The organism is Bradymonas sediminis (genome assembly GCF_003258315.1).
In the GTDB taxonomy this organism is placed as follows: Bacteria; Myxococcota_A; Bradymonadia; order Bradymonadales; family Bradymonadaceae; genus Bradymonas; species Bradymonas sediminis.
The window spans coordinates 2,487,986-2,502,759 of the sequence record NZ_CP030032.1 but is presented as its reverse complement, the minus strand read 5'-3'; the positions used below and the strand labels follow the sequence as shown (position 1 = coordinate 2,502,759).

Annotated in this window: 9 protein-coding genes; 1 reads left to right on the top strand and 8 read right to left on the bottom strand. The window is 62.8% G+C overall.

The features are described 5' to 3' along the window. The first annotated feature begins 159 nt into the window (after window positions 1–159). Window positions 160–2,361, top strand: a complete 2,202-nt coding sequence (locus tag DN745_RS09475) for a Tex family protein (RefSeq protein ID WP_111337613.1) — start codon at window positions 160–162, stop codon at window positions 2,359–2,361. A gap of 20 nt (window positions 2,362–2,381) precedes the next feature. Here DN745_RS09475 and DN745_RS09470 read toward each other — a convergent pair whose 3' ends face one another. From DN745_RS09470 to DN745_RS09435, 8 genes are all read right to left on the bottom strand, one after another. Further along, entirely contained in the window at window positions 2,382–2,657 is a 276-nt protein-coding gene (locus DN745_RS09470) for a hypothetical protein (protein ID WP_111334290.1), read from the bottom strand. Between the two features lie 67 nt (window positions 2,658–2,724). Further along, on the bottom strand, window positions 2,725–4,503 hold the full coding sequence (gene recJ / locus DN745_RS09465) for a single-stranded-DNA-specific exonuclease RecJ (RefSeq protein ID WP_162687571.1): 1,779 nt from the start codon (window positions 4,501–4,503) through the stop codon (window positions 2,725–2,727). A 250-nt stretch (window positions 4,504–4,753) separates the two neighbouring features. Next, a complete protein-coding gene (secF, locus tag DN745_RS09460; protein ID WP_111334286.1) occupies window positions 4,754–5,941 on the bottom strand; it encodes a protein translocase subunit SecF in 1,188 nt (395 codons plus the stop codon). A 72-nt stretch (window positions 5,942–6,013) separates the two neighbouring features. Further along, the gene (gene secD / locus DN745_RS09455; protein ID WP_111334284.1) at window positions 6,014–7,807 is read right to left on the bottom strand and encodes a protein translocase subunit SecD; all 1,794 of its coding nucleotides are present in this window, start codon (window positions 7,805–7,807) and stop codon (window positions 6,014–6,016) included. Between the two features lie 87 nt (window positions 7,808–7,894). Next, complete coding sequence (gene yajC, locus DN745_RS09450; protein ID WP_111337611.1) at window positions 7,895–8,317, bottom strand: preprotein translocase subunit YajC; 423 nt, start codon at window positions 8,315–8,317, stop codon at window positions 7,895–7,897. Between the two features lie 202 nt (window positions 8,318–8,519). Further along, on the bottom strand, window positions 8,520–9,857 hold the full coding sequence (locus DN745_RS09445) for a transglycosylase SLT domain-containing protein (protein ID WP_111334282.1): 1,338 nt from the start codon (window positions 9,855–9,857) through the stop codon (window positions 8,520–8,522). Between the two features lie 491 nt (window positions 9,858–10,348). Continuing rightward, window positions 10,349–10,972 carry a hypothetical protein gene (locus tag DN745_RS09440; RefSeq protein ID WP_111334280.1) on the bottom strand — a complete coding sequence of 208 codons (624 nt, stop codon included), beginning with the start codon at window positions 10,970–10,972 and terminating at the stop codon, window positions 10,349–10,351. Between the two features lie 21 nt (window positions 10,973–10,993). Further along, window positions 10,994–14,770, bottom strand: coding sequence for a CehA/McbA family metallohydrolase domain-containing protein (locus DN745_RS09435; RefSeq protein ID WP_133621814.1), 3,777 nt, complete (start codon window positions 14,768–14,770; stop codon window positions 10,994–10,996). Window positions 14,771–14,774 lie beyond the last annotated feature (4 nt).

Sequence of the window (14,774 nt, the reverse complement as noted above, 5' to 3'; positions counted from 1 at the left end):
CACGGGCTTTGCGCAGCGAAGACCTGGGCGCTGAAATAGAGTACGCGACCGCCTCGCCAACACGGCGGGTGGGCGCGAGTTTTTGGCCTCTGCATGTGCATCAATAAGGGGCCGGCGACGTATGGATATCTGATAATCGAATACAAAGAGGACGCATCAATGAGTACGACTTCGACCCAATCAACCCCTGGCGCATATGACGTTCGCGAGCTTATCGGACGGATCGCGAAGCGTCTGAATTTGAGCGACCGTCAGGTGCGCGGCACCGTGGATCTGCTCGATGAGGGCAATACGGTCCCGTTTATTGCGCGGTATCGAAAAGAGGGCACCGGGAACCTCGATGAGGTTCAGATTCGCGACGTGGCAGCGGTCGCCGAAGAGATTCGTCAGCTCGAAGATCGGCGGGCGATGATCGTCAAGACCATCGAGGAGCAGGGCAAGCTCACGAAGGCGCTGCGGGCGGAGCTTGAGCGCGCCGAGACGATGTCGCGCCTCGACGACCTCTATGCGCCCTATAAGCAGAAGCGTCGCACGCGCGGGCAGAAGGCGCGCGAGGCCGGGCTGGAGCCGGTGGTCGAGGCGATCCTGCAGGGCGGTGATTTTCTCGGCATCGCCCAGCGCCATATTGGCGAGGACTTTGGGACGGTCGATGAGGTGATCGGCGGGGCCAAAGATATTATCGCCGAGGATATCGCGGACGATGCCGATGTGCGCGAGCATGTGCGTGACGAGGCGCGCAAGAGCGGGCGTCTGGGGTGCCGGCGGCGGCGCGGCGGCGATGAGGACCCGAATTTCAAGCTGTATTTCGATTTCTCGACCTCCTTTGGCTCGGCGAAGCCGCACCAGGTGCTGGCGATACGGCGCGGCGAGAAGGAGAAGGTGCTCAGCGCGGGTCTTGAGGTCGACGCCGACGCCATGGTGCGCTGGATTTCGCGCCGCAAGAATAACGTCCAGTCGCCCGCGGCGCGCCGCCTGGTCGACGAGGCGATCGAGGATTCCTTTAAGCGCCTCATTCACCCGAGCACCGAGCGCGATCTTCGCCGGGAGCTTGAAGAAAAGGCCGAAGAGCACGCCATTAACGTCTTCGGGCTCAATCTGAAGAATCTGCTGCTTCAGCCGCCGCTGGCCGGGCAGAGGATCCTGGGGATCGACCCGGGGTATCGGACCGGCTGCAAGATCGCCGCGGTCGATGAGACCGGCGCGCTGCTCGGCACGAGCATGATTCATATCCATGACGGGCGAAAGGCGAACGCTCCGGCGATTATTCGCGCGCTGGTGGAGAAATATGAGATCGACGTGATCGCGGTCGGTAACGGCACCGGAAGTCGCGAGACCGAGCAGGCCGCGGCCGAGGCGATCCGGGATATGGAGCGCAGCGGGTCGGTCGCCGGCTCGGTGCATTACGCGATGGTCAACGAGGCCGGGGCGAGTATCTACAGCGCGTCGGACGTCGCGCGTGAGGAGTTTCCCGATCTTGATGTTTCGGTGCGCGGCGCGGTGTCGATCGGGCGGCGCCTGCAGGATCCGTTGGCGGAGCTTGTGAAGATCGACCCGAAGAGCATCGGCGTCGGCATGTACCAGCATGACGTCAACCAGACCCGGCTGATGGAGTCGCTCGACGCGGTGGTTGAGGACGTCGTCAACGGCGTGGGCGTCGACGTGAACTCGGCCTCGGAGCAGTTGCTCGCGCGGGTCGCGGGCATCGGGCCGACGCTGGCCGCGCGGGTGATTCGCCACCGCGGAAAGGTCGGCCAGATCGGCTCGCGCAAGGAGTTAGAGAAGGTGCGCGGCTTGGGGGCGAAGACCTTTGAGCAATGCGCGGGTTTCCTGCGGATTCGCGACGGATCGGAGCCGCTCGATCGCACCGGAATTCACCCCGAGAACTACGACCTCGCCCGCGCGATCTTGAAGCAAGCGGGCGGAAGCAGCGAGCAATTGGGCGACCCCGCGGTGGCCAGGGGCCTGGAGCGCCTGCGCACCTCGGGCGAGCTCAGCGCGCTGGCCGAGCGGCACAACGTGGGTAAGTACACGCTTAACGATATCGTAGACGGTCTGTTGAGGCCGGGGCGTGACCCGCGTGATGATTTCGACCGGCCGCAACTTCGCAGCGACGTGCTGTCGATGGACGATCTTGAAGAGGGCATGCAGTTGGTTGGCACCGTGCGAAACGTGGTCGACTTCGGCGCCTTCGTCGATATCGGGGTTAAGCAAGACGGGCTGGTACACGTCAGTGAGATGGCCCAGCGCTATGTCAAAAACCCCCACGCCGTGTTGAGCGTGGGGGATCAGGTGAAGGTGGTCGTCGTGTCGGTCGACCAGGACCGTGGGCGCATCGCGCTGTCGATCAAGCAGGCGAAATAAAGTCGCCGCCGGCCCGACGCTTATTCGGCATCCTCTGCCGGGTCAGCGTTGGGCTTGATGTTGAGGTCCATCTCTAGGTTGTCTGCCGGGGGCTCCGACGAGAGGTCCGATGGGGCGCCGGGCTCAGCGGGCGCCTCGACCTGGATATCGTCATTGCCAAAGACGCCGACGAAGTTGCTCGCGCCGGTGGCGATGAGATCGCGGAAGAACAGAATCACGATCAACATGATGGATAAGAGCACGATCTGGGTGAGGATCAGCCAGTGACTGGCGTTGCGGCGTCGTTTTAGAGCCATAAATCAGGTGGTGTAAATGGGGGGCGCGTGGGCGCGATGTGTCTCGGGTTGGGCGAATTAGGTCGTCTTAATCGTTGGGCGCGTCGTGCGATTCGAGGGCGTCGAAGACCTCGTCAGCCTGGTTGTTGACGGCGCTGCGGATGTCTCTGAGGTGCATCTCCAGGCGCGCGCGCCCGCGGAAGGTCGAGTGGCGCGGCGAGAAGGCGATGGCGACCGCGGAGCTAAGCAGCGGCTGGCGATCGGCCAATGAAAAGCCGATGGCGTCGAGCGCGGCGGTGTCGTCGCGAAAGCGGGCGCGCAGGTGGTCGCTGCCGACGACGCGGGCGCGCGAGGCGATCGTGTGCTCGGCCAAAAAGATCGGCTCGGCGTTGGCCATGCCGAACGGGGCGAGGCGCGCGAGGTCGCGCACGAAGCGCTCGTCGAGATCGCCCAACTCGACGCTGCCATCGAGCACAATCTGCGGGGTCGGCAGCCCGCTGGTCTTTAGCACGACGTTGGCGCTCTGGTTGAGGGCGTCGCGCAATGCCTCCAAATTATCGGCGGCGAATGACAGCCCTGCCGCCGCAGTGTGGCCACCGTAGGTGGACAGCAGCGGGTCTGATTGGCGCAATAAGTCCAAGATATCGAATCCCTCGATGCTTCGGGCGCTGCCCCGGGCGACGCCGTCTTGGATGCTGACGATGATGGCGGGGCGGTGGTAGCGCTCGGTGAGTCGGCTGGCGACGATACCAAGCACGCCGCCTGGCCAATCAACGCCTGCGATCAGCAAAATCTTCCGTTCGAGGTCGACTTCGGCCTGGGCTTTGGCGAGCGCCTCGTCGAGGATCCCGCGCTCAACCTCCTGGCGGCGCCGGTTCATGGCGTCGAGTCGCTCGGCGAGTTGCAGGGCGCGCTGGTAGCTGCGGGTGGTGAGCAATTCGACGCAAATCGAGGCGTCGCCGATGCGCCCGGCGGCGTTGAGGCGCGGGGCGATGCCGTAGCTGACGGTCTCGGTGTTGACCTGGCTTTCGGGGCGGCCGATGCGCTCCAGGAGCGCGGCGATGCCCGGGCGTTTTTTGCTGCCGAGGATCTCCAGGCCGCTCCTGACAAAGATCCGGTTCTCGCCGACGAGCGGCATGACGTCGGCGATGGTGCCCATGGCGACCAGGTCGAGGAGCGCGCGAATATCGGGCTCTTTGACGTGGGCGAAGACGCCGCGGCTGCGCAGTTCTTTGCGCAGCGCGACCACGAAATTAAAGGTCACGCCGACCGCAGCGAGTTGCTTGAAGGGGAAATTACAATCGCGTTGCAGCGGGTTGAGGATCGCGTTTGCCGGCGGGAGGATCTCGGGGACGGTGTGGTGGTCGACCACGACCACGCGCATGCCGAGTTCGCGGGCCAGGGCGATCTCGTCGACGTTCGACACCCCGCAATCGGTGCTGATGAGAAGGTCGTTGCCGTCTTGGGCGAGCCTGCGCACGGTGGGCTCGGCGATGCCGTAGCCGTTCTGCTCGCGGGTGGGGATAAAATAGCTGACGTTCGCCCCGAGGGCGCGCAAAAACGAGTAGAGCACCGAGACGCTGCAGATGCCGTCGACGTCGTAGTCGCCGTGGATGACGATGCGTTGGCCGCCGTCGAGCGCGAGCAACACCTCGTAGACCGCGCGGCCCATATCCTTCATGAGGAAGGGATCATGCATCTTGGCCAGCGAGGGGTTCAAGAAGGTGTCGAGCTCCTCGAGGTCGGAGAAGCCGCGCTGGAAGAGCAGTTGAGCGGTGAGCGGGTGGAGGTCGAACTCCTGCTGGAGCGCGCGCCATTGGGCGGGCCGGCTGCGCCTGAGGATCCACCTGCGTGGATATGCAGCCATGTCGGAGTCCCAGGTCATGCGGTGAACCGTAAGAGGGTCGAGGCAAAAACGTCGTTCGGGCGAAATAAAAGCGAGCTTGAGACGCGAGTCTCTCACAAAGGCGACAGGCTCGCGAGGTTCTTCAGAATTCTAACATAGGACAATGTAGGCGTCAGCCTAGGCGAAGAAAATAAGAAAGGCGGCCTTTTATTAAAAAGGCCGCCTCTCGCGTATGCGTTAACTCGGGGTCAACGCCTGCTGATTTGGTGCATTAGGCCGAGGGTGCTGCGTCGGCGGCCTGAGCGTCGATGAGCTCCTGGGCTTCGCGGCGCGAGGTGATGAACGCGTCGAGGCGAACCATGACCGAGGAGGCGACGAAGATCGAGCTGTAGGTACCGACGGCGATACCGATAATCAGGGCCAGGGCGAAGTCCTGGATGATACCGCTGCCGAGCACGGCGATGGCCGAGATGGCGAGCAGGGTGGTCGTACTGGTCATGATCGTGCGGCTCAGCGTCTCGTTGATGCTGCGGTTAGCGACTTCCGGCACGGAGGCGTCGTCATCAGCGCTGGCGAGGTTCTCGCGAATACGGTCATAAACGATAATCGTATCGTTGATACTATAGCCGAGGATGGTCAGCAGCGCGGCGATGGTCGGCAGGCTGATCTCGTGCTGAATGATGGTGAAGATACCGACGACGATGATGATGTCGTGGAGCAGCGAGACGACCGCGCCCGGGGCGTAGCGAATGTCGAAGCGGATCGCGATATAGAGCATGATGGCCAGCAGCGCGACGAGCAGCGACAGGATACCGGCGTTGCGGAACTGAGCGCCGACCGTTGAGCCGACCGTCTCCATACGGGCGATGCCGTGGGCGGGGTCGAATTGGGTCGGGAATTCCTCGGCGAAGGCGTCGGTCACGAAGGTCTGCAGGTCTTCGAAGCTGATGTCGTAGCGATTCTGCCCCGAGGTGTTCGACTCGGCGACCTCGATGCCCTGGAGGTCGGATTTCTCGACGGTCTTCTTGATCTCGTCGGTGCTGACCGGGGCGTCGAAGGTGACGCGGGCGCGGTTGGGCTGGTTGGGGGCCCAGGTGAACTCGGTGACGGTGCCGATTTTGGCCAGGTTCTCGCGGATCTCGTCGGCTTTGGTCTCGTCCATGACCGAGGCGGCGCGCGTCTGGACCAGGAAGGTCTTCTGCTCTTTGGTGCCGTAGCGCTGGACCTGGGCGTCGGGCAGGCCGGCGCGGTCGGCGGCGTCACGCACCGCCTGGGCTTCGACGTCTTCGGTGAAGCGAAGGATGATGTCGCTGCCGCCCTTAAAGTCGATGCCGTAGGTCGGCCCCATGAAGATGATAGCGGCGAGGCTGAGCAAGACACCGATCGCCGAGACGATGAGGAAAAAGCGCTGCTTCGCGACGATCTGGAAATTTACGTCGGGTTTAATGATTTCGAACATCGGGAGTTCCTTAAAGCGTTTCTTGGTTCAGTTTACCAGTTTTGCGTCGTCACAGTGGGTGAATCGTCGCGCTTAGATGCTGATTTTTTCGACATCTCGTGAGCGACCGGCTCCGTAGGTGTCAAAGATCAGGCGCGTAATGATGACGGCGGTAAACAGGGTGCTGCCGATACCGATGAGAAGCGTGACGGCGAAGCCTTTGATGGGGCCCGTGCCGTATTGCAGCAACACCAGGCCAGCGATGGCGGTGGTGATGTTGCCGTCCATAACAGCCGACAGGGCGTGGTCAAAGCCAAGGCGAACCGCTTCGTAGGGGGAAAAGCCGCGGTGCAATTCTTCGCGAATACGCTCGTAGATAATCACGTTGGCGTCGACAGCCATACCGATGGTCAGGATGACGCCGGCGATGCCGGGCAACGTGAGCGTGGCGCCCAGGGCGGCCAGCGCTGCGGTGATGAAAAGAAGGTTAAGAAAGAGCACGCCGATCGAGATCATGCCGGAGCCGCGGTAGTACAGGCCCATCAGCAGGATGACGAGCAGGCCACCGACGCCCAGCGCTTTGAGGCTGGTGTTGATGGAGTCGGCGCCAAGCGTCGGGCCGACGACGGTCTGGTACTGCATCTCGATGGGCGCGGGCAGGGCGCCGTGGCGAAGCACGATGACCAGGTCCTGGGCGTCGCGCTGCATCTGCATCGGGCCTTCCATCGAACCCAGGGTAATCTGGGCGCGGCCGCCGCGGATGGCTTCGTTGAAGACCGGGGCGCTCTGGACTTCGTCGCCCATCATGATGGCCATGCGCTTGCCGACGTTATTGGCGGACAGGTCGCCGAAGAGCTCAGCGCCGCGCGAGTCGAAGGTCAGCGAGACGTAGGGTTTGTTGAATTGCGGGTCCACGGCGACGCGGGCGTCCTGGATATACTCACCGGTCAGGTCAACCTTGCGGAAGAGATAATAGGACTTCCAATACGAGGCTTCGGGGTCCACGCCGGTTTTCTCGAGGCTATTCTCGTAGATCGGGTGGTATTGAACGCCGATGGCGTGGTTGCGGTCGATCTTGGTCTCAAGGAACGCGATGAGCGCGTCTTTGTCTTTGGCGGTGACCGAGAGGTTGCCGTCGCCGATGCGGCGCAGGTCAAAACCTGCGGGCAATCCACCGGATTGGAATTGGCTGAAGAAAGCCTGGGTGCCGTCGTCGTCGACCATCTTGAACTCAAGCTGGGCGGTCTGGCCGATGAGGCCTTTGGCGCGGTCGACGTCGTCGGCCTTGAGGCCGGGCAACTGAACGACGATGCCGTTTTGGCCCTGGCGGGTCACGCTGGGCTCGGCGACACCGAGGGCGTCGATACGCTCACGAATGGTCTCGACGGCCTGGGTGACCGCGAACTCCTTGGTTTCTTTGATATAATCGTCGGTCATGGTGACCCGGACGACCCCCGAACCCATATCCACCTGGGTCATGCTGGGGAAGAAGCTCATGAAGTCATCGGTGATGAGCGTGGTGTTGGACGGGTCCTTGAAGCGGATGTCGACGTAGTTGGTATTCTTGGGGTGCTCGGTGGTGACCTCAACGCCACTATTCTCGCCCTCCAGGCGCGCTTCAAGGTCGTCGGACATGCGCTCGAGCTTGTCCTGCACGGCCTCTTCGACGAGCACGCCGTATTGCAGCAGCAAGCCGCCCTGCAGGTCCAGCCCCAGGGTCAACGCCTTGCCGTTCTCCATGAACCAGTCGACGGTCGGACCGCTATAATTCTCGACGTTTCGGTCCAACTTGCCGTCCGCGCCGTCCAATACGCTGGGTATCAGGCCGTAGACGGCTAAGAGAATAGCAAGAATGGTGATGATCCACTTAAATTTATTGGCGCTCATAATCCCGAAACTCCGCTCGGAGGTCGATTCGGCCGCAGCGCGCGCGAGGTGATTACCCCGGGCAGGCTGCGGCCAGATGTTAAATAATTACCATTTCCCAGAGTCGTCCGACGAGTCGTCGGCGGCCTTGTCTGAGTCATCGCTTTTTGTCTTCGAATTTTTCTTGTCGGAGCTCGATTTATCCTCGATTTCCGCGTCGCCAGCGATGAGGAGTTGATCCTGCAATCCCTTAACGTTCGAGAGGAGGACCTTGATCTTCGTGTCGCGCGCGATGCGCAGGTCGATGACCTGTCCGTCAACCTTCTCGATGGTGCCTAAGATACCGCTGCTGGTGATGACCTTATCATCTTTCTTGAGGCTGTTCAGTATCGCCTGGTGTTTTTGGACCTGCTTTTGCTGCGGTCGGATGACCAGGAGCCAGAAGACGCCGAAGATGAGTACAAATGGCAGAATCTGGACAAGGAACGAGCCTTCAGGCGCTCCCTGAGCGATGACAATCGTGTTCAACATGAGTCGTTTCTCACTAAATACAATGTTCTTGAGCGAAAAACGCGTCGGTTTTCCGCTAAACAGCTTCAAATCGGCCGCAAAAAACAGCGCGGTCTAAGGAGCGTAGGCAATAGCAGTCGAGTTGATCATGGTCAAGCATGGGTGCAGGGGAGTTTGTCGCGACTTTATGGGCCCGCGGCGCGCGTCCGGGCGAGGTCAAATTTTAGCGCATGGCGACCGGTGCCGGGGCGGGCGTTTGGTTTTGGTACCCCAGATAGGCGCGGTTTATCTTGGGCAGGTGGGTGCGCAGCAATGAGCGCGCGCGGCGCGCCGAAGCGTTGGCGTAGTAGGGGCGCATGGCGGCGGCCAGGTGCAGCTCGATATCGCTTAAGCTGGCGTCGGCGCGTCGGCCCAGGCGCTGATAGACCCGGGAGGCGACCGCGGGCCCGGAGTTATAGCCGATATACATCAGGTAGATATTGCCGCCGAAGCGCTCGCTGAGCTGCGCGACGTAGGCGGCGCCGGCGAAGATGCTGCGCTCGGGGTTAAAGCGGGCGTCGGCGGGGTCACAGGGGAACGCGTCGCCGGCCTCGGAAGCGTTGATGGCGCCGGTCTCGAGTGACTGGCGCGTCTGCTTGTCGATCCTGCACGGGCCATCGCATTTGCAGGTGGTGATTTGGCCCACGCCGAAGATCTCGCGGAAGGGGCGCGCGCGCGCCGTTCCCGCGCAAAATTGCATCAGGCCGCTGCACCCGGTCGTGCTCACCGCGAATTGGCGCCCGGCGGATTCGACCCACATAAATGCCTTGAGCATGGCGAAGCGCTCCGGGTCATTCTTGGCCGCGCGCCAGATGATGGGGTCCCAGCGGTCCATCAGCGGTTGGGCGCTCGCCGGCGTCGGCGGGTAGTGCGTGCTGCCGTGCGGCGTCGAGGATGGGGGGCGCCCATCCTGTGGGTCCCCGGCCGAGGCGACCTCGCTGTCCGAGACCCCGCCCACGGATTCGACCGGCGAGGCGTAGAATTTTCGGTAGAGCCCGATGACCGAGTCCGCGACATATCGGCTTGCGCTGCCGTCCACCAGGTTTGCCCCGCGCTCAAGCCAGGCGCCTCGATTGCGATAATCCGCGACCAGCGTGGGTTGGAGTACAAAGGGGATGAGCAGTGAAGTAACGGTGGCGCTAAAGACGAGGTGGCCGAGTGTGCGTGCGCGTGGGCGGTTTTGGCTGAAGTGCTGGAAGAATTCGATCAGGGTATCGATGCCCGACTCGATGAAGTGCTGAGTAGCGCGCAGTGGACGCCGAAAGAGGTAGACCAATCCGGCGTTGAGCGCGCCGAAGACCAGCAGGCGCATCCATAAGATCGCGCGCTCCCCATAAGCATAGGAGAGCGCGCGCCACAGGGCGTCGGCCGAATCGTAATTTTGAAGCCTCGCGACCGACTCCAGCCCGAGGTGCAGCCCCAGCGAAAACAGCGCGAAGACCAATACCCAGCCGAGCAAATAGCTCGCCAGGATATCGTAAATGCCCTTGGCGATGCGAAGCAAAATTTTGATGAATTTCATCGAAGTCAGTCCAGATAATCGTCAAGGCGACGGCCAAATTTGGGGGCAATGGGCTCCGCTGGGTAATGCGATCGAGTCAGGGAGTACGAACGCGCGGCTCGCCGAAACGATCTAAGATATTTTCTGGCGACTCCGCGGGGCGCAGGCGCGTCCGAGATCTCAAGAAAAAAACGGGGCTGTCGGAAGATTCCCGACAGCCCCACCGCTAGTCATCTCCGATGCCAATCCATGGCGGGAGACACCCCCAGGCGCTAGCGTGTGCCCAATATTGCGAGTTCGAAATCATTGGCAAATCATATCGGGCAGCCTGTTGCCCGTCCGAATTGTCGACCGCTGTAGATTGTGAATGCGGATTCTGCTGAATGGGCATTCACTTCGATTTGCTCGCTTGATTTCAAACCTAGACAGCCTTCAGGGTCCGTCAAACACGGTGCTAGATGATTATGGCAGCCCCCGGGGGCTAGCCACGCCGCGAATTTTGGCGAGCATATTTAGGGAGAATCCGCGGATGGGGAGGGGCGGGCCGCGGCGACTTCGACCCGCAGGTGCGCGCGTTCGCCGGGGTTTAACACCGCCGCGTCGAGGTTGCTTTTAAAGCGCAGCGGCACCGCGATTTCGCGAATATCGGTGGCTTCGCCGGGGGAAAAAGAAATCGCGGTCGGCACGGTTTTTTCGTCCGCCTGCATCTTCAGCCGCAGCGTGCGCGTGGCGCCGGGCGCCAATTGAGGAAGATCCCAGCGCATATAGAGCAGGGATGTGAGCGCGCCTTTTTGCGCGCGCCGAAACTTAATCTCGGGCTCCTGTGCCGCTGGCGATTCGCCCACCACCTCGAATTGCAGCCCGGCCAGAATATATTTGCTCCACGCGCCGCCGGCTAACTTCGCCTCGGCGCCGCGCAGCTCGCCGTCGCCGTCGAGGTCAAAACGTCGCAGCAATAATTGGACGCGATCGTTGGGGGGCTCGAGAAACTCGACCAAGATCTCGACGCGGTCGCCCGAGACCTGGGCGACGACTTTTCGCTCCTGCGGCAGCGTGTGCGCGCCAGCGCTGCTCGGGCCCAGGAGCAGCGCGGCGGCGAGGGCGAAGAAGATCGGGCGAAGCGCGGTGTGGAGCATTTGAGTGACCGGGGGGGGGAATTAATGCGTGTGCCAATTCTTAAAGCGTGTGCGCAGATCCCGGTACTCGCCGGGTTGGCGCTCGAGGGCCTCGTGGCCGTGGTGATCGTTGGCTTTGAGCGAGGCGGGGAGCTTCGCGGTGTCGAGGCGGCGCAGGCGCCGGGGCGCGGCGGGCGCGACGGGTTTAAGCGGCGCGTCGGCGTCGGCCTGCACGATCTCGCTGAGCTGGAGTGCGCCGGCCGAGCAGCTCGGCGCGCTGGGGGCGGGCGGCGTGAATTCGCCGTCGCTGTCGCCCGGGCGATCGTAGACCAACCAGATCGGGTTGGTGAACGCAAAGGGCGTGAGCGGGAAGGTCGTCTCGGGGGCCAGCCCGTCGACGCCGCCGCCAAATCCAAGGGTGCCCGCGATGCTGCCGATTGCCGCTTCGAAGTTGACCTCCGGGATCTCCTGCGGGGTGTAGACCGGGAACAGGCTATTGTCTCCCTCGACCTCGAGCACCAGCCAGGAGTCTTTGTCGACGGTGAGCGAGACCGTGGCGCGGTATTCGCCGCCTTCGTCGAGTTGGAATTCGTGGACGGTCGGCGTCGCGTCATCGTCGACCACGACCGCCTCGCCGTTCTTGATGATGCGGAAGCGGCTCGCGCCGACCCATTTGGCCGCGCGCACCACGACTTCGACGTCGACGCGCGGGTTGGCGATCGCGATCTCATCGCCGATCGAGGCCTCGCCGATCTTCATGAAGGCGAAGGGGCCGTTGCTGATGATATTGCGATGCTGGGTCATCGCCTCGACGAGATCGGCCGGCTTAAACTTCGTCGGGTCATCGTAGCCGACATAGAAGAAGTTTCGCGGGCTTCCCGGCTGGGTGAAGTTCGGCACGCCTGCGGTATGACTGTCGGAGTTTCCGGTGGCGGTATAGCGCTTGTAGACCGGCTCGGCCGGCGCGGGGGTGGCGTCGCCGCGGATGAAGGTGCGCGGATAATTGAGGGTATTATACCAATCGTCGAGTCCGCCGGGGAACGCGACCGCGTCGCCGTCGCAGAGCACCGAGCCCTGGGGGTAGCGGGCAAAGAGCGCCTGGGTGTCGAAGGAGCACCAGGCTGCGGTGGGGTGGTCGGCCAGCGGGGCCTCGCAATCGGCCGCGGGGATCGCGTTATCGGTGCAGAATTGGGTAAGCTCGGCGCCGAACTCGTCGGCGCAGGTCGTGTCGATGATCTGGTCGACGGCGTGCTGCGGCCAGCCGTCGGCCCCGCCCACGGACGCCGGATACGGGACGCGATAATGCTTGAGTAACTCGAGATGTTTGCCGTTGAAGACCTCGATGGCGTCGAAATCCCAGCTCAGCGTGCTCTCGAACTTTTCGGTGCCGCGGCAGGACTCACCCTCGCTGCGGCAGTCGCGCATAAAGCTCGGGCCGCTCGGGGTGGAGATCGTCGCCATGATCTTGTCGACGCCGGTGACCGACGGGTCCTGGAAGGTGAGCGTCGCCTCACTGGTGAAGGGGTCGACGTTATATTGGGAGAAGTACCCCATGATCGTGTCGCGCGGGTGGTTGACCTGGATGATCGTCTCCTCGGGCGAAATCGTGCCGTGTTTGCGCAGCTCGTCGAAGATCTGCTGGGGCGGCAGGCTCTGCCAGGGGACCGCGCCGCCGTTGATGCTGCCGACGTCATAATTCATCGGGAAGGCGTTGAAGTGGCCGAACTCGAAGGTCGTCAATTCGACGCCCACCACCGAGTTTAGCCAGGGACGTAGGCCGTTTCGCGCGATATAGGGCAGATAGTCGGAGACGTGGTTATGGTCGCTGGAGACCACGGTCTCAAGCCCCTCGGCGGCGATGCTGATGACCCGATCGTCGAAGCTCAGCCCGCTGTCGATCGAGCCGCGCGCGTGCATGTGGAAGTCGCCGTTGAGGTAGCCGGTGGTGTCGATCGCGCGATTTAAGGTGACGGCGAGCTGGGCGGGTTGTCCCGGTTTTAGGGTGACGTCTTTGCTGCGAACCAGCTCATATTCCATGCCGCGGCTTGCGTAGACATCGTAGGTGCCGGGGCGGGCGTTGAGGCGCGCGATGCCGTCGGCTGAGGCGTAGGCGATCGCCTCGAGATATTCGCGCGTCGAAGGATCGTTGGGGTCATCCGGGACCATATCACTGGTGCGCCACGGCTCGCCGGCCTGCAGGTCGTAGAGATAGAAGCGTTTCTGAAGATCGCCGCGGTAATCGTGCTTGCCAACCAGCATGATCTTGCCGGGCATGGGGTTTCCGCGCTCGTCCTGGATCAGCACCGAGAGCGACGCGCTCGGGGACGCCTGCACATTCAGGTAGACCGGTTTGTCGCCGACCTCAAAGGGCCTGTAGTCGCTTAGCGGGCGGCCCTCGTCGCGGGTGCGATAGCAATATTTGCCCGGCGGGAGGGTGAATTGGAAATAACCCTCGTCATTGGTGAACGCCTGGCTATAGGGCGCGGGCGCAAGGAGATCGAAGCCCTCGCCGTCGCGGCTGCAGCCGTCGGCCGAAGCGCCGCTGTCGGTGCGGGCGGTGTAGAGCAGCAGGGAGGTGTTTTTGCGCGCCGGCGCGCCGGTCGGGGTTAGGACCTGCCCGGCGACCGTCTGGGTGGGGGCGTCGCGGATGATATACGCCTCGTCCAGGATGCTGGCGACGTCGCCGGTCCCGACGATCAGGTAGTTGGTGAAGGTGAACTCCTCGCCGACACCCATCGTGTCCGGGATGTCGTGGGTAAACGCGCCGCTGAATCCGGCGGCATAAAAGAGGACGAGCATATCGTCGTCATCACGCGCCCCATATGCCTCTTTATTCGCGACGAAATTTCGCTCCGGTGCTTCTTCGGCGATAAAGCCGTAGTTGGTGCCCTTGGTGTTGGAGGAGGCCATAAAGTCGGTGACCAGCCCCGGGAAGGCGGGCAGGGGGATCTCGTGGCGATAGCTATCTTCGAGGCCCCAGCGCAGGTCATAGCCAACGCCGGGAAGAAAGAGGCTGTTGAGCTCCCCGAAGCCGAGCACCGCGCCGACCGGCACGCTAAATCCGCTGAGATCGAGGCCGAGGAAAGACTCCAGCACGCCCATGACGGCGGCATTCGGGAAGGTCAGGGGTTGGTCACTGGCATTCTTCAGGGTGCTCTCGACCCGGATATGGCTTGCGCCGGGCTCCAGAATATAGCGCACCGAGAAGCGCACCAGCGGGGCGCCGTCGGAGTTCGCAGGAATGCCGGCGACCAGGTCGCCAAAGTTTGCCTCATAGCTATTGATCATCGCCTGGTTGATAAAGCGCAGCATCGAGACGAACTCGCCGCCGCGCCCGCGAACCTCGACAATCGCGGCTTTGCCGTCGCTGCCGTCGTTGAGCACGACGACCTCCTCGGGGTCCACCATCTCCAAAAAGAACGCCGGGAAGAACTCGCCGAATGTATCCTTGCCGGAGCCGCCGATCTTGTCGGGGTTGGAGGTCGTGCGGATACGGTCGGCGTCGATTAGCGAGCCGCCAAAGAGCCCGCTGCCGCTGGCGAAGCCGACGTCCTCAACCACCACCTTGATCTTATCGTTCATCAAGATGAAGTCGCCGATCTCGCCCAGGGCGGTGGGGCCGCCGATCAACTCGTCGCGGCTGGTGATGCGCTTGGCGCTGGCCCGGGCGGGTTCATCCCCGTCGGGCAGGCAGCTCGGCATGGCCAGGGCGGCGGCGAGGGCCGCGCAGAGGCCGATGAGCAGATAGAGGCGGGCAAATCGGCGCGCCGCAGGCTGGGAACCGGAGGACGAGCTATCGCTTGGCTGATTATATTGCATTGAG